This is a genomic window from Streptomyces sp. ISL-36 (genome assembly GCF_018614205.1).
Taxonomy (GTDB): domain Bacteria; phylum Actinomycetota; class Actinomycetes; order Streptomycetales; family Streptomycetaceae; genus Streptomyces.
Genome location: NZ_JAGGOS010000019.1, coordinates 154,384 through 176,402 on the forward strand (window position 1 = coordinate 154,384; position 22,019 = coordinate 176,402).

General features: G+C 71.3%; 21 protein-coding genes. 10 read left to right on the top strand and 11 right to left on the bottom strand.

Annotated features, from left to right (window positions below; genetic code table 11):
- Positions 1 to 71: 71 nt before the first annotated feature.
- The 3 genes from J7E93_RS05450 to J7E93_RS36735 form a co-directional block, all read right to left on the bottom strand.
- Positions 72 to 1,424, bottom strand: a complete 1,353-nt coding sequence (locus tag J7E93_RS05450) for a cytochrome P450 (protein ID WP_215066089.1) — start codon at positions 1,422 to 1,424, stop codon at positions 72 to 74.
- A 14-nt stretch (positions 1,425 to 1,438) separates the two neighbouring features.
- Positions 1,439 to 2,476, bottom strand: coding sequence for a terpene synthase family protein (locus tag J7E93_RS05455; RefSeq protein ID WP_215066090.1), 1,038 nt, complete (start codon positions 2,474 to 2,476; stop codon positions 1,439 to 1,441).
- 379 nt (positions 2,477 to 2,855) lie between these two features.
- Positions 2,856 to 4,775, bottom strand: coding sequence for a glycosyl hydrolase family 8 (locus J7E93_RS36735; RefSeq protein ID WP_251066059.1), 1,920 nt, complete (start codon positions 4,773 to 4,775; stop codon positions 2,856 to 2,858).
- Between the two features lie 324 nt (positions 4,776 to 5,099).
- Here J7E93_RS36735 and J7E93_RS37975 point away from each other — a divergent pair, with 324 nt between their 5' ends.
- The 3 genes from J7E93_RS37975 (at position 5,100) to J7E93_RS05475 (ending at position 6,386) form a co-directional block, all read left to right on the top strand.
- Positions 5,100 to 5,297, top strand: coding sequence for a hypothetical protein (locus J7E93_RS37975; protein WP_308367842.1), 198 nt, complete (start codon positions 5,100 to 5,102; stop codon positions 5,295 to 5,297).
- The gene (locus J7E93_RS05470) at positions 5,294 to 5,788 is read left to right on the top strand and encodes a hypothetical protein (protein ID WP_308367844.1); all 495 of its coding nucleotides are present in this window, start codon (positions 5,294 to 5,296) and stop codon (positions 5,786 to 5,788) included. The genes J7E93_RS37975 and J7E93_RS05470 overlap by 4 nt, the downstream gene beginning before the upstream one ends.
- Positions 5,789 to 5,954: 166 nt before the next feature.
- A complete protein-coding gene (locus J7E93_RS05475; RefSeq protein ID WP_215066091.1) occupies positions 5,955 to 6,386 on the top strand; it encodes a hypothetical protein in 432 nt (143 codons plus the stop codon).
- Positions 6,387 to 6,460: 74 nt separating this feature from the next.
- On the opposite strand, the gene J7E93_RS05480 is transcribed toward J7E93_RS05475, so the two are convergent.
- The 3 genes from J7E93_RS05480 to J7E93_RS05490 are packed head-to-tail and all read right to left on the bottom strand — an operon-like array spanning position 6,461 to position 7,734.
- Entirely contained in the window at positions 6,461 to 6,634 is a 174-nt protein-coding gene (locus J7E93_RS05480; protein ID WP_215066092.1) for a hypothetical protein, read from the bottom strand.
- Between the two features lie 8 nt (positions 6,635 to 6,642).
- On the bottom strand, positions 6,643 to 7,077 hold the full coding sequence (locus J7E93_RS05485) for an NAD(P)H-dependent oxidoreductase (RefSeq protein ID WP_215066093.1): 435 nt from the start codon (positions 7,075 to 7,077) through the stop codon (positions 6,643 to 6,645).
- 48 nt (positions 7,078 to 7,125) lie between these two features.
- Positions 7,126 to 7,734: a Dps family protein gene (locus J7E93_RS05490; RefSeq protein WP_215066094.1), complete on the bottom strand. Its 609-nt coding sequence runs from the start codon at positions 7,732 to 7,734 to the stop codon at positions 7,126 to 7,128.
- A gap of 259 nt (positions 7,735 to 7,993) precedes the next feature.
- Here J7E93_RS05490 and J7E93_RS05495 point away from each other — a divergent pair, with 259 nt between their 5' ends.
- Complete coding sequence (locus J7E93_RS05495) at positions 7,994 to 9,361, top strand: NAD(P)/FAD-dependent oxidoreductase (RefSeq protein WP_215066095.1); 1,368 nt, start codon at positions 7,994 to 7,996, stop codon at positions 9,359 to 9,361.
- A 117-nt stretch (positions 9,362 to 9,478) separates the two neighbouring features.
- Here J7E93_RS05495 and J7E93_RS05500 read toward each other — a convergent pair whose 3' ends face one another.
- Both J7E93_RS05500 and J7E93_RS05505 read right to left on the bottom strand, forming a co-directional pair.
- A complete protein-coding gene (locus J7E93_RS05500; RefSeq protein ID WP_215066096.1) occupies positions 9,479 to 10,201 on the bottom strand; it encodes an alpha/beta fold hydrolase in 723 nt (240 codons plus the stop codon).
- Between the two features lie 119 nt (positions 10,202 to 10,320).
- Positions 10,321 to 11,313 carry an alpha/beta hydrolase gene (locus J7E93_RS05505; RefSeq protein ID WP_215066097.1) on the bottom strand — a complete coding sequence of 331 codons (993 nt, stop codon included), beginning with the start codon at positions 11,311 to 11,313 and terminating at the stop codon, positions 10,321 to 10,323.
- 444 nt (positions 11,314 to 11,757) lie between these two features.
- On the opposite strand from J7E93_RS05505, the gene J7E93_RS05510 reads away from it, so the two are divergent.
- From J7E93_RS05510 to J7E93_RS05530, 5 genes are all read left to right on the top strand, one after another.
- The gene (locus J7E93_RS05510) at positions 11,758 to 13,659 is read left to right on the top strand and encodes an amidohydrolase (RefSeq protein WP_215066098.1); all 1,902 of its coding nucleotides are present in this window, start codon (positions 11,758 to 11,760) and stop codon (positions 13,657 to 13,659) included.
- 165 nt (positions 13,660 to 13,824) lie between these two features.
- Positions 13,825 to 14,487: a hydrolase gene (locus tag J7E93_RS05515; protein WP_215066099.1), complete on the top strand. Its 663-nt coding sequence runs from the start codon at positions 13,825 to 13,827 to the stop codon at positions 14,485 to 14,487.
- Positions 14,488 to 14,533: 46 nt separating this feature from the next.
- Complete coding sequence (locus J7E93_RS05520) at positions 14,534 to 15,058, top strand: DoxX family protein (RefSeq protein WP_215066100.1); 525 nt, start codon at positions 14,534 to 14,536, stop codon at positions 15,056 to 15,058.
- On the top strand, positions 15,039 to 15,776 hold the full coding sequence (locus J7E93_RS05525) for a YoaK family protein (protein WP_215066101.1): 738 nt from the start codon (positions 15,039 to 15,041) through the stop codon (positions 15,774 to 15,776). The genes J7E93_RS05520 and J7E93_RS05525 overlap by 20 nt, the downstream gene beginning before the upstream one ends.
- Before the next feature lie 599 nt (positions 15,777 to 16,375).
- Positions 16,376 to 17,638, top strand: coding sequence for a hypothetical protein (locus tag J7E93_RS05530; protein WP_308367849.1), 1,263 nt, complete (start codon positions 16,376 to 16,378; stop codon positions 17,636 to 17,638).
- Between the two features lie 85 nt (positions 17,639 to 17,723).
- Here J7E93_RS05530 and J7E93_RS05535 read toward each other — a convergent pair whose 3' ends face one another.
- From J7E93_RS05535 to J7E93_RS05545, 3 genes are all read right to left on the bottom strand, one after another.
- The gene (locus J7E93_RS05535) at positions 17,724 to 18,125 is read right to left on the bottom strand and encodes a peptidase inhibitor family I36 protein (RefSeq protein ID WP_215066102.1); all 402 of its coding nucleotides are present in this window, start codon (positions 18,123 to 18,125) and stop codon (positions 17,724 to 17,726) included.
- Between the two features lie 199 nt (positions 18,126 to 18,324).
- Positions 18,325 to 19,059: a TetR/AcrR family transcriptional regulator gene (locus tag J7E93_RS05540; RefSeq protein WP_308367850.1), complete on the bottom strand. Its 735-nt coding sequence runs from the start codon at positions 19,057 to 19,059 to the stop codon at positions 18,325 to 18,327.
- A 156-nt stretch (positions 19,060 to 19,215) separates the two neighbouring features.
- The gene (locus J7E93_RS05545) at positions 19,216 to 19,815 is read right to left on the bottom strand and encodes a L,D-transpeptidase (protein WP_308367852.1); all 600 of its coding nucleotides are present in this window, start codon (positions 19,813 to 19,815) and stop codon (positions 19,216 to 19,218) included.
- A 348-nt stretch (positions 19,816 to 20,163) separates the two neighbouring features.
- Here J7E93_RS05545 and J7E93_RS05550 point away from each other — a divergent pair, with 348 nt between their 5' ends.
- The gene (locus J7E93_RS05550; protein WP_215066103.1) at positions 20,164 to 21,963 is read left to right on the top strand and encodes a sigma-70 family RNA polymerase sigma factor; all 1,800 of its coding nucleotides are present in this window, start codon (positions 20,164 to 20,166) and stop codon (positions 21,961 to 21,963) included.
- Positions 21,964 to 22,019: the final 56 nt, after the last annotated feature.

Genomic DNA, 22,019 nt, shown 5'->3' on the forward strand with positions numbered 1-22,019 from the left:
GGTCGCGGTCGCGATGCTGTACCCTTTGCGCACTTCATGGCGGTGAAGTGCGCAGCGGGCGGCGGGAGTTGTCAGTGGCGGGCGACGGGAATCATGGGCAGTTCGCTCGGCTGCGGGATGCCTGCGGGGACCTCGCGCACCGTGACGCCCGGCGCGGGCTTCAGATGCCACCGTGACGCCACGGTCGCCAGCGCGGTGAGGATCTCCGCGACCGCGAACTGATCGCCGATGCACTTGTGTTGGCCGGCTCCGAACGGGACGAACGTGTGCGCGTCGGGCCGCTCGGCCGCGTCCTGCGCCCACCGGTCCGGGTCGAAGACCGTGGGGTTCGGGAACCGCGCCGGGTCACGGTGCAACGCGTAGGGGCTGTACGCCAGTTCCGCGCCCTTTGGGATCGACACGCCGCCGAGGGTGAGCGGGGCCAGAGCGCGTCGGGTGAAGAGCAGGGGCGAGTGGAGGCGCAGCGCCTCCTGGAAGACGTGGTTCGTGTAGGCGAGCCGGGACAGGTCTTCGGGGCGGACCGGGCGCGTGCCCACGACGGCGTCGACCTCGGCGTGCAGCCGCTTCTCCACCTCGGGATGGCGGCCGAGTTCGTGGAAGATCCAGGCCAGGGTGGTCGCCGGGGTCTCCGTACCGGCGAACATGATCGCGATCACCTCGTCCCGTACCTGCTCGGGAGTCATCGGCGCGCCCGTGTCGGCGTCCACGCTGGACAGCAGCAGGGAGAGGAGGTCGGGACGGTCCTCCTCCGTGGTGCGGTACTGGGCGATCACCTCGTCGATGATGCTGCGCAGGCGCGCGGCGGCGGAGTCGAACCGCCGGTTGAGCGGGATGGGCAGCCGGTCCAGGGACTTGGGCATGACCACCCGCAGGAGCATCCCCTCCAGGACGATGGGGAGCGAGCGGTGCACCTCGGCGACGGCCGGCCGGCTCAGATCGCCGGAGAAGATCATCTCGGCGACCGAGGACAGGGCGTACCGGCGGGTCTCGTTGACCATCGAGACCTGGCGGCCCGGGGTCCACGACGACGTCATCGCCTCCGCCTGCCGGACCATCGTCTCGGTGTACTCGGTGATGTGGTTGCGGTGGAAAGCGGGTTGGATCATCCGGCGCTGCTTGCGGTGGAAGTCGCCGTCGGTCGTCACGATGCCGTTGCCGAACATCGGGCGGAGCCGGTCGAAGACCCTCCCGCGGCCGAACTTCTGGGCCTGCTGGACCAGGACGGCGTGGACGTGGTCCGGGCTGGTGAGCACCAGGACCGGCCATGTCCCGATGTCGAGCCGTACCACCTCGCCGTGGTCCCGCAGGGACTCCAGGAACGCGATCGGCTCCCGCATCAGCCGCGGCACATGGCCCAGGAGCGGTATGCGCCCCGGAGCCACAGGAGCCTGGACCGCGGAGCCGGAGACTTCCAGACCTGTCATGGACCGACTCCCTGTCATGCCGCCGAGATCAGGTCCGGGCGGGTGTACGCAGACTCCAGCCCGGCCGCGAACCGTTCGTCGCTGTACCGCGTGCACTCGTAACGCTGCCACAGATCCGTGCCGATGATCCAGTCCTCGTAGCTGCGCACGCACCGGGAGACCGTCTCGCGGAGCTCCGGGGTCGTCGTCCCGTCCGCTTCCAGAACCTTGAACAACCGCTGTTTTCCGGCCAGATACTCCTCGATGCGGATCTGGATCCGGTTCTCGACCGCCCGGACCGCGTCGGAGAGCGAGCGACGCTCGTGGTGGGAGATGAGGGAGACGAGGTTGTTGTGGTCCCCGCAGGCATACTCCTTCGGGAGCGAGAACACGTCGTTCGCCCACGAGATGATGTCGACGGCGCTCGCGATGAGCTCCTGGAACTCCGCGAGCCCGTGGATCCGTTGGGGCAGGTCGATGCCGAGTCCCGCCTCCACCATGTCCATCATCGGCAGCAGTTGGGAACTGTGCCGGCGCATCACGATGTAGTCCTCCACCGACGGGCGGCCCGGGTTCTCGCGATTGACCGCTTCCTGGTCCAAGGAGCGCAGCATCTGCGGGACGTGGGACCGGTAGCGGGCGGCGGTCGCCTCGGACATGCCGGCCAGGATGCGGTCGCAGAGGTCGACGAACCCGCTCACCAGGGGATTCCGCCGTGATGACGTGCTGGGGAGCATCCCCGTCTCCAGATATGTGGTGATCGCCTCGGCGACGGGCCGCCAGGCCGCCACGTCACCCGTCCTGATGAGATGGTCGTGTTGGTCGTCCAGGACGAAGGACCAGGCCATCCATTCGGCGAGCAGCAGGACCCTGTCGTACGCGACCTCGCCGCTCACCCGGCCGGCGAGATGGCCGCACCCGATGCCCGTGAACTGCTCGGTGGCGTCCGTCACGAGCTCGTGTCGCACCACCCAGGCGGTGGCATCGGTGTTCGCCTGCGCGGCCTGCGGATGCTTGGAATTGCCGAACGGAAGATGAAAATCGGGAACTGTGAAAGCGTTGAGCCGGGTCATCGATCCCCCCTGAAGAAGTGTGCTGCGCCCCTACCCGGTCAATGTGGGTTCGTGACAGTCGTGGCTCCCAACTCGCCCCCTCCTGCGGTGACTTCGCGACGGCGGGCCGCTCCGTATCGGCCACTCGTTGATTAATTAACCTCAGGGCGTCGCGCAGTGTCAACGACGGGCGGGGGAGAGATTGGCGCATTGTGGGTAGTGCCTGACGTGCAGTCATGGTGAATATGCGTGGGGCACGTTCGACGGCCGGGGGGAGCGGCCGGTCGATCGCCTGCGGAGTCGATGGTGGCGAGAACGTGCCGTTCAGCCCGCCACGGGCTGCACAACGCGACCGGGTGCCCACCGGCGGGGGGCCGTCCGGTGGGCACCGCAGGACGTGTTACGGGACCCAGTGGTTGCCGGATGCCGTGATCATGACCTGGAGCTGGATGCTCGCCGAGAAGTAGCTGCTGGTGTCGACGGGGGTGGACAGCATCTTGTTCCAGAGCGCGTCGAGCCACGCCTGGCTGCCCGAGTCGGTCATCGCCGCCACCGCGAACGGCGCGAAGAACGCCGCCTCGCTGCCCGCCGAGATCTGTGTGCCGTTGAGCTTGTAGCCGATGGCGATCTTGTTCGGGTCGCCGCCGGTCTTCGTCTTGATCCAGGTGTTGAGCTTGCGCGCCGCCGCGAGCGGCTTGGCGTCGCCGCTGGTGACCGCGTCGTCGGCGATGCGCCACGGCGTGCGGCAGGCGTTCCACCAGTAGGCGCCGTCGTTGGGGTCCTCCAGGACCTGCCCCGGGGCGGGCTTCGGGGTGGTGTTGGTGGTGACGACGAAGTCGGGCAGCAGCCCGGTGCCGGGAGCGTACGTGGACTGCAGGTTGGCGATCTGGTTCTGGTGCGCGGCGCGGATGGTGTCCCAGGCCGCGTCGCCGGTCGCCGTACGGAAGGCCCGCAGGTGGTCGATCATCCAGTCCGAGGTGCGGGTGATGTAGTAGTACTGATCGCCGGAGCTGCTCCAGTCGCCCAGCTTCAGCAGGTTGGTCGTCGGGTTGACCTCGTCCTTCTTGATCGCGTTGATGTGCTTGACCGCGAGATCCTTGTAGTTGTACGTGCCCGTGCTGCCCCACTGCTTGTCGGCGAGCAGCAGCCCGTACGCCACGTCCATGTCACCGTCGGTGGCGCCGTCACCGCCGTTGACGCTCTTGCAGTTGACGTCCTGCTCGGCGGCGAGGAGGTTCGGGTTGATGGCGGAGGGGTGGTCGATCTTCCACTTCACCAGGCCGTCGAAGATCTTCTTGGCGTCGGGGTCGGCGCCTGCCATGGTCGCGGCGATGACCATCCCGTAGCCCTGCGCCTCGGCGACGTAGGGGTGGTCGGCGTCCGGCGAGATGACCTGGTACCAGCCGTTGCCGCAGTTCTGGCGGACGAAGGCCGACTTCCACGCCTTGTAGTGGTCGACGACCTTCTGGTCGATCGTCGTCTGTGTGCCGGACGGCTTCAACATGCCCGAGACGTACGGCTTGAGGTGGCTGCCGAAGGGGACGGCCGGCCCCGAGCCGACGGCCGGGGTCGTGACACCGAGCGTGTTGCTCGGGGCCGAGAGGTTCCCCGCCGCGTCGCGCGCCTTCACGGTGTAGCTGTACGAGGTCGAGGCGGTGAGCCCGGTGTCGGTGTACGACGTGCCGGCGGTGGAGCCGACGAGGCTGCCGCCGCGGTAGACGTCGTAGCCCGTCACGCCGACGTTGTCGGTGGCCGCGTTCCAGGCGAGCGAGACGCTCGTGGACGTCGACGCCGTCGAGCGGAGGCTGCCGGGGGCGCTCGGCGCGGCGGTGTCACCGCTGCCCGTGGCGGAGCCGTAGACCTCGAACTCCCAGAGGGAGTAGCCGTAAGGGGTGCCGCGGCCCGTGCCGTACATCCGGACGTAGCGTCCGGTTCCGGAGACGGCCAGATCGTCGATCGCCCCGTCGCCCGCGGTGGTGGAGTAGACGTCGGTCCAGGCCGACCCGTCGGTGGAGGTCTGGATCTTGTACGTCTTGGCGTACGCGGCCTCCCAGTTGAGCTTCACCCGGGAGATCGTGTGGCCCGCACCCAGGTCGATCCGCACCCACTGAGGATCGACGCCCTCGGCGCTGGCCCAGCGGGTGGCGGTGTTCGCGTCGACCGCGAGACCCGCTTCGAACCCGCTCCCTTCGACCGACGACGTCGTGGCCGGCTTGCCGACCGACACCAGGGTGTCGGCGGCGGCTGCCCGCGGAATCGCGAACAGCGGCAGGGGCAGCAGCGCCGACGCGATGATAAGGGATATGCCTCTTCGGCTCATGGCAGTGGTCGTTCCTTTCATCCGGACAGGGCGTCCGGTCCCGGTGACGGTCGGATCGGGTGCTGCGTCGAGGGAGAACGGCACGGTACGGGCGGTCAATGGTTAGGAAATATTCCTAACCATTGGCGGGAGCGTAGAGAGAGGCGCGGTCGCCGCGCAAGACCGGCGGCGGGGCCTTGCGGGGCCGGTGCGGGTCTGGTTCGAGGCCAGTGCGGGTCGCTAGGAGTGCGCGGGAGTGCGCCGCGCGTACCCCGCGGCGATAGGGATCCGGTAGCGTGAACCGCTGATCATCCGGGGGGACTCGTGCGAACGGCATCGACTGTCATGACCGCTGGGCTGGCGTGCCTGGTGGTGAGTGGCGCGGCTGTCGGCTGCGCGGGCGGCGCACCGGACACCCCCGCGAAGGAGCTCTCCGCCGAGCGGATGCTTGACGACGCGAACGACACGATGAGCGCGCTCACGTCGGTGACCGCGATGTGCGCACCACCGCGACCGCCCGTGGCGGCTCTTCCAGCCGTATGACGACCGACCTCAAGGACAGGTGCACAGCGAGGACGACCTGGCCCACCGGTGCCGTTCTCGAACAGATCCGGATCGGCGAGACCGACTACGTCCGCCCGAACGGCGCTTACCTCGCCCAGTGGTCGGGCCGGGGCTCGGCCGGTGCGGAGGACCGGGTCCGGTGGATCAAGACCCCGTCCAGCGAGGCGAAGCCGGGCGACGGGCTCGCCGCATGCACCTATCCGTTCACCTCCTTCGGCGTGCCGACGAAGGGGCAGCCGACCGAGATCCACGGCAGCCCGGCGATTCCGCTCGTGGTGACCGACGAGGCGCACAAGGGAAGCTCCTCCACCTTCTACGTCGCCACCGAGGGCAGGCCGTACATCCTCGAAGTGGTCTACAGAGACGCCGAGTACCACACCATCACCTCGTTCAGCGCCTTCGACCGGCCACTTGATGTGCGGCCTCCGGCCGAGGCGGACGTGATGGACGCGAGTGTCTTCAAGCGTTGAATGCGCTGGGCGCGGCCGGGACGCTCATCGACACGCGCGTGTTAGATTCGTCCGCACGACGCCTGTGACCATGTGGAAGGCCTCGCGGACGGGTCGCTCGCGGCGATGGACCGTACGGGAATCGGCCCGTCGGTGGTGGACAGCGCGCAGCGGACGGTGGAGCCGGATGACTGGGGAAGACGGCGGTTCCCCCGAGCCGGCCGACGGCGCACAGCTCCCCCGGGTCCTGTTCGGCACGGGAGCGCTGGAGGCGCTCGACCCCGAACGCGCCGGAGCCGTATGGCGGCTGGCGGAGCCCGGTCGGCAGCTCGACGCCAACGTGGTCCGCCTCCCGCCCCTGCGGCGCGTCGACACCCACACCGAGCCGGACCTCGATGTCCTCCTGCTGGTCGTCGAGGGAGAGGGCACCTTGGTCACCACCGAGGAGCCGCTGGCACTGGCCGAAGGCACACTCACCTGGCTGCCCCACGGCTCCACCCGGGCGCTCGTCGCGGGCGAGCGGGGCATGTCGTACCTGACCGTCCACCGGCGCCGGCCCGGCCTGCGGATCCGACCCGCTCCGAGCCGGGACGCGGGACCGGACCGGCCGCAGCCCTGACACAACGGCTGACGTCCGCGGCGGCGACCTCGCGCGCCGCGCTCGGGCTCACGTCGTACAGCCGCCGCACGCCGCTACCCGCCCTGCCGGAGTGACCGCGCCAACTCCGCCGCCCGCGCCAGGTGTCCGGCTCTGACCTCCGCCCAGGGCGGGGCGACGACGCCGCTCCCGCTCTCCCCGCCCGCCGCGCCGCCGAAGACGACGAAATCGCTCGACTCCGCTCGCGCACCGATGCGGTCGGTGAGCATGACGGTCCTCATCGCCTGGTAGCACCCGACGCCTCCAGGTCGGCGATGCTGTACCCGGCCGTGCACAGCACCAACGCCTTCCGGGCCACACACACCCCGGCCGGCTTGTACGCGAACCCCACCGTCCACACGCGGTCGAACCAGCCCTTGAGCCGTGCGGGGCAGTCGGCCCACCACACCGGGTAGAGGAACACCCACACATCGGCGGCGGCCAGCTTCGCGTGTTCGGCCGCGATGTCCTCGGGAACCGGGACATCCGTACGGTGGCCGGATTCCCGCTCGTATTCCGCGCGCGTGAGTTCCGAGCGGAAGTCCATCGCGTAGAGGTCCGAGAGCGTGTACGTGAGTCCGGCCTCGTCGAGACCGCTCAGGAACGCGCCGAGAACCTCACGCGTGAAGCCCTGCTCGCTCGGGTGGGCGTAGACGACATGAACGTGAGTCACACGCTCATTCTCGCGCGGCCCCCGGGACGGGAGAGGGGCGGTGCGTCGTCATGCCCCGTGCCCCTTCTCCGGCAGCAGACGGGTGAGAGGGGTGTCCACGAGGTGCTCGGCGAGGAACCAGGCCTGCGCCTCGCCGCCCCGGATCACCTCCGAGACGATCAGGTCGTTGCTGCCGTCGTCGCCGAGGTCCGCCAGCCGGCGGGCCGACTCGCGGGCGTCGATGAGGATCGTCTCGTGGGCCTCGAGGAGCCGCGACAGCATGGCGGGCACCTCCTCGACGCCGTCCGGAGGACGCGGCACCGCCGTGATCTCCGCGGCGTGCCGCGGATCGCCGACGGCGACGCCACCGAGGCTCTGCACGCGTTCGGCGAGCGCGTCGACGACGGCGAGCTGCGCCTCGGCGTGCCGGTCGAGCAGCAGATGCAGCTGATGGAAGGTCGCGCCCCGCATCAGCCAGTGGTGCTTCTTGTAGAGCGCGTACAGCATCTGGGTGTCGGCGAGGAGCTGGTTCAGGCGCTGGCAGGCGTACATCCGCGCCTCGAAGGACAGGCCGATCGGCAACTGCCGCACCGTGCCGAACGGCTGGATCACCTCGCCCTTCTGGTGCAGCCACGGCTGGCTGCTGCTGCTCCTGGGCTGGGACGTGCTGGTGGTCATGGGCTGGCCTCCTGGGGTGCCGTGCTGGGCGTACCCGAGGGACGCTAGGCGTCCCGCTACGGGGCGCGTTGACCGACAGCGCATGCGGTGCGGTCCGCCAGTGCACTGAGTGCGGTGGCCCGGACCGTCGTTCACTCCGGGGCCAGAACCCGTGCGCGCGACGGACACGGGTCTTCGGCCGGCCGACCTAGCCTCGCCGGACAGCCCACGCCCGTGGAGCCGACGACCCCGCGACGACGAGGAAAGAGGAGAGACGGTCATGAGCGCGAACGAACAGGTGGATGTGGTGGTCGTCGGGCTGGGCCCGGGAGGCGAGTACGTCGCGGGCACGCTCGCCGAGGCCGGACTGGATGTGGTGGGCGTCGAGGCGGAACTCGTCGGAGGGGAGTGCCCGTACTGGGGGTGCGTGCCCAGCAAGATGATGATCCGGGCAGGGAACCTGCTGGCCGAGGCGGGGCGGGTGAGTGCCCTGGCCGGTGAAGCGACCCTGACGCCGGACTGGGACAGGGTCGCCCGGCGTATCCGCGGCGAGGCCACGGACGACTGGAACGACCGCGTCGCCGCCGAGCGTCTCGCGGCCAAGGGCGGTCGACTCGTCCGGGGAACGGGCCGCCTTTCCGGGCCGCGCCGGGTGACGGTCGGCGACCGGACCTTCGCGGCACGACGAGGCGTGGTGCTGGCCACCGGTGCCCGGCCCAGGATCCCGGCGATACCGGGGCTCGACGGAACGCCGTACTGGACCAACCGTGACGCCATGGCCGCCAGGGAGCTGCCGACGTCGATGCTCGTCCTCGGCGGGGGCGCCATCGGTGTCGAGATCGCCCAGGTCTTCCAGAGGTTCACCTGCGCGGTCACGGTCATCGAGGGTCAGGACCGTCTGCTGTCCCAGGAGGAGCCGGAGGCCGGTGAGCTGGTCGCGGACGTCCTGCGCAGGGAGGGCGTCACCGTGCGCACCGGAGCTCGGGTGCGCCAGGTCAGCCATGACGGCGCCCGGTTCACCGTCCGCCTGGAGGGCGACGGGGAACCGCTGTACGCCGAACGGCTTCTGGTGGCCACCGGGCGCCACGCCGACCTGGCGGGGCCGGCCGTCGACACGGTGGGGCTGGATCCGACGGCGGGAGCCGTGCCCACGGACGGGCAGATGCGCGCCGGCGAGGGGTTGTGGGCCGTCGGTGACATCACCGGCCGCGGCGCGTTCACCCATGTGTCGATGTACCAGGCGCAGATCGCCGTACGGGACATCCTCGGGCAGCCCGGTCCCGACGCCGACTACCGGGCGCTGCCCCGCGTCACCTTCACCGATCCGGAGATCGGTGCCGTGGGGGTGACGGAACGCCAGGCCCGTGAACAGGGGCTGCGGATCCGTACCAGCGTGGTGAGCCTGGCTTCCTCGACGCGAGGCTGGGTCCACGGGCCGGGCAACGACGGATTCGTCAAGCTCGTCGAGGACGCGGACCGAGGGGTGCTGATCGGGGCGACGTCGGCCGGACCGGCGGGAGGCGAGGTGCTCTACGGGTTGAACGTGGCCGTCCACGCCGAGGTGCCCGTGAGCCGGCTCCAGCACATGATCTACACGTACCCCACCTTCCACCGCACGGTCGAGGCCGCCCTCGGAGCCCTCCGCTGAGCGCACCGCTGAGCACTCCGCAGAGCGCTCCGCCGATGTGTGCGCGCGAACTCCCCGTACCGTTCCGGTACGGGGAGTTCGCGTGTGACGGGGGACGGCCATCGCCCTGACGTGTGGTCAGCTCGTGGCGCGCACCGCGTCACGGATCAACTCCGCGACCTCCTTGGGCCGGGACACCGCCACGGCGTGCGAGGCGCCCTCGACCTCGACGATCGTCGCCCCGGCCCGCTTCGCGCCGAAACGCTGGACCTCCGGGTTGATCGCCTGGTCCGCCGCCGCGACCAGCGCCCAGGACGGCTTGGTCCGCCACGCGGCGGCCGATGCGGTCTCGGTGAAGGCCGAAGCCGCGAGGGGGCGCTGCGCCACCGCCAGAACCTTGGTGACGTCCGCCGGGACGTCGGCGGCGAAGATCTCCGGGAACGCCTCGGCCCTGATCGTGACCTCGACCGCGGGCTCAGCGCCCTCCACGGGGTACGTCGCCTCCTTCAAGTTGCTGACGAGCGACGAGAGGGGGAAGCGGCCCTGCAGCTCGCCCAGGCTCTCGCCCTCCTCGGTCGCGTAGGCCGCGACGTAGACCAGCCCGACGACGTTGTCCGTCGTGCCGGCGACCGAGATGAGAGCTCCGCCGTACGAGTGGCCGACCAGCACCACCGGGCCGTCGATCTGGGCGGCCACGGAGGCGATGTACGCGGCGTCGGAGGCGAGGCCGCGCAGCGGGTTCGACGGCGCGACAACGGGGATGCCGTGATGCTGCAGCTCCGCGATGACCCCCGTCCAGCTGGCCGCGTCCGCGAACGCTCCGTGGACGAGGACGGCGGTGGGTGTGGGGTTCGTCGTCATGTCTGGCTGATCTCCTGTGGTGGAAAGGGAAGGGGAAAGGGAAGGGGGCGGAAGGTGGAACCGTTTGCGGAATTGCTCGGAGGCGACCGCGATGTGACTGTGCGTCAGGGATGCGGGTGTCAGCCGGCGTGGAGCGCGTTCCGCAGGGTGCCGGTGGCCAGCGTGATGGCGGCCTCGGCGGCGTGGGTGCCGCGCAGGGCGTTGAGCATGACGAAGTCGTGGATCACACCCTGGAAGCGGACGGCGGTGACCGGGACGCCTGCCTCGCGCAGCTTGTTGGCGTACGCCTCGCCCTCGTCGCGGAGCACGTCGGCCTCGCCCGTGATGACCAGAGCCGGCGGCAGGCCGGTCAGCTGCTCGGTGGTGGCCCGCAGCGGGGAGGCGGTGATCTGGGCGCGGTCGGCCTCGTCGGTGGTGTACTGGTCCCAGAACCACTGCATGCCGTCGCGCCGCAGGAAGTAGCCGGTGGCGAACTGCTGGTACGACGCGGTGTCGAAGTTCGCGTCCGTGACCGGGTAGAACAGCACCTGCTGGACCAGCGGGATGTCGCCGCGCTCCTTGGCCATCAGCGTCAGCGCCGCGGTCATGTTGCCGCCGACGGAGTCGCCGGCCACGGCCAGCCGTGACCCGTCCAGGTCCTTGGACGCGCCCTGCTGGACGACCCACCGGGCGACGGCGTAGTTCTGCTCGATGGCCACCGGGTAGCGGACCTCGGGGGAGAGGTCGTACTCCGGGAAGACCACGGCGGCGTTCGCGCCCACGGCGAGTTCGCGCACCAGGCGGTCGTGCGTGTGGGCGTTGCCGAACACCCAGCCCGCGCCGTGGATGTAGAGGATCACCGGCAGCGTTCCCTCGGCACCGGCGGGCTTGACGATGCGGGCCCGGACGCTGCCCGTCGGGCCACCCGACACCGTGATCCACTCCTCTTCGATGTCCGGCATGTCGATCTCGCCGGACTGCACCTCGTCGACCGCCTTACGGCCCTCGGCGGGCGGCAGGTCGAAGAGGTAGGGCGGGTTGGCGGTCGCTTCGGTGAACGCGGCCGCCGCCGACTCCAGGACCGGTCGTACCGGCTCAGCGGCGTGTCGTACCGGCTCAACGGCGTCGGACATGGGGGCCTCCTGCGTTCCGTGTGATGCGCCGGTCTCTCCGGCGAGGGGGGCGACGCCCGGGCGGACCTGCTGATCCGCGGCGCCGTCGATCACCACGCTAGGCCTGGGACGGTCCCGCCGCTTGACCACGAGCGCACCAGTGGTGAACCGACAGCGCATGGAACGGCACGCAGTGCACTGCCGGACCGTTCGCGGTGCGCTGTCGGGAAACACCGCCCCTCATGATCGAAATAGCCTGGCGGCGAAGCAGCTGCGGGCTGCCGGGTCCTTCCTGTGCCGCACCACGCACCACGGACGCGGGGCATGCGCCTCGGACGAGCGTGGGCACGGTGAGGGAGGCCGGCCGGCTCCTCCTCGCCCCGCTGCTGCCGATCCGGAGGGATGTCGATCCCGATCGAAATCGACGCTGCCACGCCCCAGGAGGTTGTCGAAAAGGTGTCCACGATGCCCGTCGGTGGGCTGGTTCCCAGCGCCGCCGACAACCCCGCGGACCTCGTCGTCCGCAACGCGAAGATCCACACCGGAGACCCGGGCCGCCCCCAGGCCGAGGCGATCGCCATCCGCGCGGGCGTCATCACCGTCGTCGGCGACGACAACGACGTCGCTCCCCATGTCGGCCCGGCCACGCAGGTGGTCGACGCCCTCGGCCGCCGGATCGTCCCCGGCCTCAACGACTCCCACCTGCACGTCATCCGCGGTGGGCTCAACTACGTGCTGGAGCTGCGGTGGGACGGCGTTCCCACGCTGCGCCAGGGTCTGGCGATGCTCCGCGAACAGGCGGCCCGCACGCCGAAGGGCCAATGGGTGCGGGTGGTGGGAGGCTGGTCCGCCGAGCAGTTCGCCGAACGGCGGCTGCCCACCGTCGCCGAGCTGAACGCCGCCGCGCCGGACACCCCCGTGTTCGTGCTGCACCTGTACCAGGCCGCGGTGCTCAACCGGGCGGCGCTCAAGGCCGCCGGTTACACCCGGGACACCCCCGCGCCCAAGGGCGGCCAGATCGTACGGGGCAGGGACGGCGAGCCCACGGGCCTGCTGCTGGCCGCTCCCAGCGCCCTCGTCCTCTACTCGACCCTGGCCAAGGCCCCGATGCTCGACGGCGAGGACAAGAAGACCTCCACCCGTCATTTCCTCAAGGAACTGAACAGGTTCGGACTGACGTCCGCGATCGACGCGGCCGGCGGATTCCAGAACTTCCCCGACAACTACAGCACGGTCGCCGAACTGGCCGAGGCCGGTCAACTGTCGCTCCGTATCGCCTATCACCTCTTCCCGCAGACCGCGGGCCAGGAGGTGGCGGACCTCGCCCGCTGGATCGAGACGGCCCGCCCGGAGGACGGGGACGAATGGCTGCGCCTCAACGGTGCGGGCGAGAACCTCACGTGGGCCGCGGCGGACTTCGAGAACTTCGCCCAGCCGCGTCCCGAACTCACATCCGACTACGAGGTGGAATTCGAGAAGGCCGTACGCCTTCTCATGGAGAACGGCTGGGGATTCCGGCTGCACGCCACCTATGACGAGACCATCCGCCGCGACCTCGCCGTATTCGAGAAACTCGCCGCCGAAGGACTCTTCCCGGCCGGGAACCGGTGGCTGTTCGACCACGCGGAGACCGTCTCCGCGGACAGCCTCGACCGCGTGGCCGCCCTCGGTGGCGCCATGTCGGTGCAGAACCGTCTCTCCTTCCAGAGCGAGGCGTTCGTACGCCGTTACGGCCCCGCCGCCGCCGCCGACGCCCCTCCGATCCGGGCCATGCTGGAGCGCGGCCTGACCGTCGGCGCCGGAACCGACGCCACCCGCGTCTCCACGTACAACCCGTGGATCGCCCTGCACTGGCTGGTGTCCGGCCGCTCCGTCGGCGACCTGGTCGTCCGCCCGCCCCACAACCGGGTCGACCGGCGCACCGCGCTGGCGATGTTCACCGAAGCGGGTGCCGCGCTCACCGGCGAAGAAGGCATCAAGGGAGTCCTGCGACCGGGCTTCCTCGGGGACCTCGCCGTCCTCTCCCAGGACTACTTCGCGGTGCCGGAGCCGGAGATCGCCCACATCGAGTCCCTGCTGATGGTCGTGGGCGGCCGGATCGTCCACGCCGTGGCGGAGTACGAGGGGCTCGACGAGGAGTTGCCGTCGGTCGGCCCGGAGTGGAGCCCGGTGGCGCACTTCGGCGGCTACCACGCGACCGGCTCGGCGTCGGCGCTCCCGCCGCGTACCGGCGTTTCCGGTGCTCGCCAGGCGGAGTTGCTCGGGCAGGCCGTCGCCGAGTCGGAGCAGCACCGGCAGTGGCGCGCCCGTCGAGGCCTGGCCCCGGAAACCGAGAGCGGGGTCTTCGACCCCTGCTTCTCCCTGTGAATCTCCGGGAGGGGGCCGGTCACGAGCCGCCCCTCCCGGGCCCGGAACACCGCCTCTCCGGCTCTCCGGCTCTCCGGGGGACACCCCCTCTCGCGCCGCAGACCGTGCGGCCGCCCAGCAGCGGACGTCCGTCCGCGCTCACCACACCCATGGAAAGGCACACTCGTGATCGACATCTCCGAGGTCACCGCGGCCCCCGGCCCGGACCTGCTCACCCCCGACAACTGTGCCGTGCTCTTCGTGGACCACCAGCCGCAGATGTTCTTCGGTACCGGAAGCGGCGACCGCACCGCGATCATCAACGCGACGGTGGGCCTGGCGAAGGCCGCCAAGGCCTTCGACGTGCCGGTCGTGTTGAGCACCGTGGCCGCCGAGTCCTTCTCCGGCCCGATCATGCCGCAGCTTCCGGCCGTCTTCCCGGACCAGAAGATCATCGACCGCACGACCATGAACGCTTGGGAGGACGTCGCCTTCGTCGAGGCCGTCAAGGCGACCGGACGCAAGAAGCTCGTCATCGCCGGGCTGTGGACCGAGGTCTGCGTCGTCCTGCCCACGCTGTCCGCGATCTCCCAGGGCTACGAGGTCTACGTCGTCACGGACGCGTCCGGCGGAGTCAGCCCGCAGGCCCACGAGCACGCCGTCCAGCGCATGATCCAGGGCGGCGCCATACCGGTGACCTGGGTGCAGGTCCTCCTGGAGCTCCAGCGCGACTGGGCCCGCACGGAGACGTACGGCGCCGTGACGGACGTGGTGAAGGAGCACGGCGGCGCCTACGGCCTCGGCATCGTCTACGCGCAGGCCGTCATCGGCGCCCACGCGGCCGGCTGATCCCACCCCCGGTCGAGACGGAACGTCAGGAACAGGCAGGAACGCAATGGACACCGGACTGTTGGTACTTCGGCTGGTGACGGGTCTCCTCGTCGCCGGGCACGGCGTGCAGAAAGTCAGTTTCCGGCTGGGAGGCAGCGGATTGGCGGGCGGGACGGAGGAGTTCCGCCGCGACGGCTTCCGCGGCGGCCGGTTCACCGCGCTCGCCGCGGGCGCCGGCCAGATCGGGGCCGGCCTGTTCCTGGCGGCCGGGCTTCTCACCCCCGCGGCGGCGATGGTCGCCATGGGGGTGATGACGGTCGCCGGCACCGTCAAACTGCCCCACGGGCTCTGGGTGCAGCACGACGGATACGAGTACCCGCTGGTGCTCGTCACCGTCGCCGCGGCGCTGGCGCTCACCGGACCGGGCCGCTGGTCGGTGGACCATGTGCTCGGACCGACCCCTTGGCCGCTGTGGGTCTCCGTGGCGGCCGTCGTGGTCGGCCCGGCCGGCGGACTGCTCACGCGTGCGCTCCTGCACCGCCCCTCCGTCGTGGAAGGAACACCTGAGCATGCGCAAGCTGCTGACTGACGCGGCCCACACGCTGGTGCCGCCGAAGGGGGACCGGCACGGCCCCCTGCCCCCGCTCATGCTCACGCTGACGGTGGTGACGGGCCTCGTCGACGCGGTGAGCTTTCTCGCCCTCGGGCATGTCTTCGTCGCCAACATGACGGGCAACGTCGTCTTCCTGGGGTTCGCCCTGGCCGGGGCGGAGGGCCTGTCCGCGCTCGCCTCCGTCGTCTGCGTGGCCGCCTTCCTCGCCGGTGCGCTGGCCGGAGGGCGGTTCGGCTCCCGGTTCGCGGCACACCGCGGACGGCTGCTGACCTCGGCCACGGCAGTGCAGGCGGTCCTCGTCGCCGGGGCCGTTGTCGCGGCCGCGGCCTCCCACGGCCGGGTGACCACCACGGTCCAGTACGTCCTGATCGTGCTCCTCGGTCTCGCCATGGGGCTGCAGAACGCGGTCGCCCGGCGTCTGGGCGTCCAGGACCTGACCACGACGGTGCTGACCCTGACCCTGACGGGGCTGGCGGCGGACTCCGCTTCGGCCGGCGGGGCCGCGCCCCGGCCCGGCCGCCGGATCCTGTCCGTCCTGGCCATGTTCCTCGGGGCGTTCGTGGGCGCCGTGCTTCTGTCGCACGGGGGGCTCGGCGCCGCCCTCGGCCTGGCCCTGGGACTGCTCGTGGTGACGGCGTTGGTCACGCACCGCCTCTCGGCCTCCGATGCCCCGTGGACCAGACCGCCGACGTGAACCGGCCCGGTCTCGGGCTGCTACCGCCGGGTCGGGGTCGTTTTCGCTCCGTCGGCCCAGTGGGGCCGTTCCCGGATGGCGCAGCGTCAAGAGCTGCGTACTAGTGGAAGTCAAGTGGGCGCTTTCTGGCACATCGAAAACAGCCACGGTGGACGCCTACCGGATGTTCCACGAACGGAGACTGTGACATGACCCCCGACTTCTCCCCCACCCGTCCGGCGGAAGACGACATAGAACCGACCGCCGGGCCCGCCCCGGCGCCGGCCCAGGGTTTGGCCGTCTCCCCGCCCGCGGCTCCCAGCACGCCGTACATCCCTCCCCGGCCGACCACGCCCCCCGCTGTCTCCGGTGTCCCGATCGTGGCAGCGGCTCCCGTCGGGCCCGAGTACCCCTACACCGTCGCCTGGGCGGGCACGCAGCGGCCTGCACCGTGGGCGGCGCCGGCGGCGGAACGCCCGGCCGAACCGGCTGCCGCGCCCGCCGCGGAACGCCCGGTTGAACTGGCTGCCGCGCCGACTGCGGAACGGCCGACTGAACTGGCTGCCGCGCCGACTGCCGAACGACCGGCTGAACTGGCGGCCGCGCCGGCTGCCGAACCGGTGACCGAGCCCGTTGCGGAACGGGTGGCCGCGTCCGTGGCGGAACCGGTGGCCGAGCCCATGGCGGAACGGGTGGCCGCGCCCATGGCGGAACCGGTGGCGGAACGCGTGGCTGCGCCCGTGGCGGAACCGGTGGTGGAACCCACGCCGCAACCGGTCGCCGAACCGACAGCGGAACCGGCTGCGGAGCCGACAGCCGCCATGGAGCCCACGGTCGCCACGGAGACGACAGCCGCCATGGAGGCGCCGGCCCAGGAGGCGTCGCCCCAGGAGGCATCGCTCCAGGACGCGCCGGCCGAGGAGGCGTCGCCTCAGGACTCGCTGGCCGAGGAGGTGGCGGTCGCCCTGGAGCAGACGAGCCAGGACGAGAACGGCGACGAGGCGATCCACACGCTGCTGCGGACGGCGGCGACCGAGCGTCCCGTGGAGGAGGTCGCCTCGCTGGTCGCCCGGCTCCAGGCGACCGGCGAGCTGTCCAGCCCCGCGGACGTGGCGCTCCGCGCGGCCGCCGTCACTCGCCCCCTGGACGAGGTACGGCAACTGGTCGCGCTGCTCAACGCCTCGGGCTACGACCTCCATCAGGCCGAAACCACGCTGCGCGCCGCGGCGGTGGGCCGTCCGATCGAGGACGTGGTGCAGCTCGTGAGCATCCTCGGCACCGACAGCAGCGACTGGCGCCCCACCTGCGGCGGGGACGCCGAGGACCGGAAGGCCGCGCCCGGCCAGGAGGACGGTACGCAGGCCGGCAAGGACGCCGTCCCGGTCGTCACCGCCGCCCCGAAGCGCCCCCGAGGCGCGGGCAAGCGGGCGAAGTCGTCGGCCCTGGACGGCGCACTGGCCACAGGTCCCGGCAGCCACACCACCTCCCCGGCGCTGCGGTCGGCGCTGCGCTGGCCCGCGGCGATCGCCCTGTTCGCCTGCGGCCTCATCCACCTGCCCACGGACCTCGCCGGCCTGCGTTCGGGCGGCAACCCGGAAACGCTGTCCGTGGTCGTCACCGTGCTCTGCCTGCTGTGCGGTGTATGGCTCGCCGTACGGGACACGTTCATCGTCTGGGCCGCCGCAGCGGGGCTCGGCGTCGGTCTCATCGCGCTTCACGGAGTCGCGAGCGCGCGTACGGTCGATCTGATGGCCAGCAGCCTCGGCACCACCTTCGCCTGGGCGAAGGCCACAGCGCTGCTGAGCGCCGTCGCCGTCGTCGCCCTCGCCGGCTCGGCCCTGGCCCGTCATACGAGGACGACCGGCGCGGCGGACAGCACCTGACATGCCGGACCCCGAGGGTCGCCACCGCCGGACAGCCCGGCGCCGCCCGAGCGGGCAGCGCCGGGCTGTCGGTCGCGACATCCGGTCAGCACTTCCAGGTGTGGCTGCGCAGGTAGGTGCCCGCCCCGCGGAGGTTGGTCTTCTCTCCCTTGCCGAGGCAGAACACCTTGGTCTCCTTGAAGCCGGTCCGGGTGAAGGCGGAGACGGGCATGCCGCTCCCGCCGTTGTTGAACGCCGATCGCACACGGGTGTTCCTGGCCCAGCCACAGGCGGTGGAGCCCTGCAGCCAGTCCGGGTCGTCGACCTGCCAGCCGCACGCCTTGCCGGTGCCGTCGGTGCCGGAGTACACGCAGAACGCGCCGGGCGTGCACGTCCAGGGGTCCACCGGAGCGGCCGCGCCCGCGGTGCTCGGGGCCGCCAGAGTGCCGGCCACGGCGGCGACCGTCAGGCACAGGGCCAGGCGCAGGGTGCCGTTCGTCCTGCTCATGAAAGCTCCTTCTCTTCGTTTCGGTTCCGGGCAGGCCGCATGACGGGCCCGCCCGCGTGGACACGAGGGCTCGTCGTTCCGTGGTGGGGGGGTGGGGCGCACATGTGCCGGCCGGAGGCGCTGTGCCGGATTCGAGGTGGAGGCGTCAGCGCGTCAGGACGTCTGCGGCGCGTCAGGGCGTCTGCGGCGCGTCAGCGCGTCATGGCGTCTGCGGGGCAGGCGGCTCGTACTGGTCGGCGAGCCCGAGGCCGCTCACGATGTCCCGCATGAGCAGCTCGAACATGGGCTCCTGGTCACCGAAGAGCGGGGCGAAGTGCCCGAAGGCCTCCAGGGCGACCTGTCCGTAGAGGGAGCGCCAGCAGCCGAGCATGACCGCCGCCGCCTCCGGCGGCAGGTCGACGCCGGTGTCCTCCACGTAGTCGTGCATCTGGCGCAGCAGCCGCGGCTCCAACTCCGCCACGGGCGGAACCGGGTAGCGGCGAGCCGCCCAGAGCTCCACGAAGACCGGACCCCACACTCCGGCCAGCCGCCGGATCCAGAGCGTCGTCAGGGTCGCGTGCGCCTCCCCGGCGGCCACGGCCGGCGTGCCGAAGAGGAAGTAGAACTCCCGTCGACGACCGATCGCCCAGGACCGCAGGACACGGCTGGGAGCGATCATCCGCATCGCGAAGTTGTCGTTCGGACAGCGCGCGGCGGCCTTCGTCAGCTCGTCGACCAGCTCGTCGACGATGTCGTCCGCGACCCGGGCGACGATGTCCGGGAGGCCGCGCTCGAAGTGGTGGTAGAGCGCCGCAGGCGTCACGCCGACCTGGCGCGCGACTTCCGTGAGGGTCAGCGTCTCGACACCGCTCTCGACGATGACCTTCCGCGCCGCCGCCCGTACTTCGGCGGACATCTCGGCCCGCAGACGGGCGCGTCGCCCTCCTGCTGCCACCGGTGAGCCCCCTCCGTCTCAGGATCCACTCGCTCCTGGGACGCGACGCACGACAGACGTCCCTCGGGGAGCGTACCGGCGGCGGGCGGGTAGGGAGGGCAACCCCGAGCCCGTACATACATCCGTGCGCTGGCCACCGGCGGACGGGCGGCGCCGTCAGGAGACGACGCGCAGATGGGTGGGCCAGCCGGGCTTGAGGTGCTTGAACAGTTCCTTGATGTGCTTCGGGTGCAGTTTGACGCAGCCGTTGGACCTGTAGTCGCCGGGGCCGTCCCAACGGCGCCGTTCGGTGCGCCCCTGCGTTCCGTCGCGGTTCATCTCCGAGTGGATGAACATCTCGGTGCGCTTCACCGTCCCCTTGGAGCACCGCATGTCCTCCAGATAGACGGCGTAGCCCTTGACCAGGTCGCCGTTGTAGTTCGTGGACTTCAGCCTGATCCGCCAGTTGCCGTTGGGCATCCAGCCCTTGTTGCGCACGCAGTCGTCCTTGACGCCCGTGCCCGACCCCGCCCGGTAGCTGATCGTCGGCTTGCCCTTCCGATGGAGGTACAGCCGCGAATCGGACGGGTCGGAGGGGTTCTTGTCGAAGACCAGCGATACGGGGGGCTCGGCAGCCGCCCTCGCAGCCCCCGCGGTCGGCCGGGCCGCCCTCTCCGGGCTCGCGTCGGCGGCTGCCGCCGTCATCGTCACCGATGCCACCGCCACCGCCACCGCCAGGGCCACCACTCCACATGCTCCGTGCTCGATCGGCTTCACAGGCTCACCTTTCCCTTGCTCGCGCGGCACCCGAGTCCCACGAGTCCGCGCCCTGACAGACGGCACGCACGGCTTCGGGCGGCGTCCCACGCCGACCGAAGTCGATGCCAGGTAAAGGGTCTTTAGAAACCAGTGCCGCTTCAAAGAGTTATGCCCTGTTACCAACCGTCTGGCGGGAGCGCGTCCTGCTACGCTCCGCTGCCGCACCACCCGCGCGCCGCCTTCACCACCGGCGCACCGCAGATCCGTCGCGGATTTCTCGGCGTTTCCTGTTATCGGGCGCACGGCCCGGGGTCTCCCGAGTGTTGGGCACCGACAACAGGCGGGACAGGCAGGATGAACCAGGGCATGAGTGGACAGACCGGTACGGAGCTGGTCAGGGCGGCGCAGGGCGGAGACCTGTGGGCGCAGGACCGGCTCATCGCCGACCACCTGCCGCTGGTCCACAACATCGTGGGCCGGGCGATGAACGGCCACCACGACGTCGACGACGTCGTGCAGGAGACCATGCTGCGCGCGCTCGACGGGCTCGGCGGCCTGCGCTCGCCGGACGCCTTCCGGTCCTGGCTGGTGGCCATCGCCATGAACAGCATTCGCGGCCACTGGCACAGGCAGCAGTCCGGCTTCCGTACGGGCGTCCTCGACGAAGCCCACGATCTCGCCCAGCCGGGCGCCGACTTCGTGGACCTGACCGTGGCCCGGCTCGACCTGTCCGGCCAGCGGCGCGAGACGGCCGAGGCGACCCGCTGGATGGAACCGGACGACAGCGCCCTGTTGTCCCTGTGGTGGCTGGAATGCGCGGGCGAGCTGACCCGGTACGAAGTGGCGGCCGCACTCGGGCTGTCCACGCAGCACACCGCCGTCCGGGTCCAGCGGATGAAGGCGCAGCTGGAGGCGGCCCGGGTCGTCGTACGGGCCCTGTCGGAGAACCCGCTCTGCCCCGCGCTGCGGTCCGAGCTCGGCGGGTGGGACGGTCGCCCCTCCGCGCTGTGGCGCAAACGAATAGCCCGGCACGCCCGCGGCTGTGCTCACTGCGCGGGCCTGTGGAGCGGCCTGGTCCCGGCCGAGGGGCTCCTCGCGGGTCTGCTGCTGGTGCCCCCGTCGGCGGCGCTGCTCGCGAGCGTCCGAGAGAGCGCCGGTTTCGGCCTCGCCGCCGCGTCCGCCCCGCTGCCCACGGCTGCCGACGGGATCGGCGGATCGTACGGGATCGGCGGATCGTACGAGCCCGGGGGAGCGTACGAGGCGGGGCGGGCGTACGAGGCGGGGGAAGCGTACGAGTCGGGCGGGGCAGCCGAGGCGGGTGAAGCGCAGGGGGCCACCGCGCCGTACGGAGCCCGGGCCACCGGAGTCGTCGCCGGGCCGGGCCCGCGCGGCGCCCGTCGAAGGCTTCGGCAACAGCGCCGCGGGCGCCGGCGGGCGGTCGTCGCCGGAGCCGTCGCGGTGGTGGCCGTCACCGGCGGGTCGTTCTCCGTGATCAGCGGGCCCGAGGGCGGCGTGGAGGCCGGGGACGCGGCACGCGTCGCGGTTCCCGGGGCCGTGCTGCCCACCTCGGCCGAGCCGGCCGGCTCCTCGGCCGGCTCCTCGGACACCGCCTCGGCCACTCCTTCGCCGTCCATGACGCCGACCCCCGGCAAGACTCCCTCCCCGCGGGTGAGCCGCGCCCCGCAACCCTCGCCCCCGCGGACCGCCACCCCGCCCACCTCGGCCCCCGCGCCCCGCCCGAAGGCGACCGGCACCAACGGCACCAACGGCACCGGCGGCTCCGCGGCGGACTCCACCGCCCAGCAGGTGATCGACCTCGTCAACTCCGAAAGGGCCGAAGCGGGGTGCGGGGCGCTGACCGAGCACGCCCTGCTGACCAAGGCAGCCCAAGGCCATTCCGACGACATGGCCGCGCGGGACTTCTTCGACCACACCAACCCCGACGGCGACGGCCCGGGCGAGCGGGTCACGGCCGTCGGATACCCCTGGTCCACCTACGGCGAGAACATCGCGAAGGGCCAGCGCACCGCGGCGCAGGTGATGGAGTCCTGGATGAACAGCCCCGGTCACCGGGCGAACATCCTCAACTGCTCCTTCAAGGAGATCGGGATCGGCATCCACTCCGGGGGCGGCCCCTACTGGACCCAGGTCTTCGGGGCACGCTGAACGGCGCCTCCGGCGGCGCCTCCGGCGGCGCCTCCGGCGGCGCCTCCGGCGGCGCC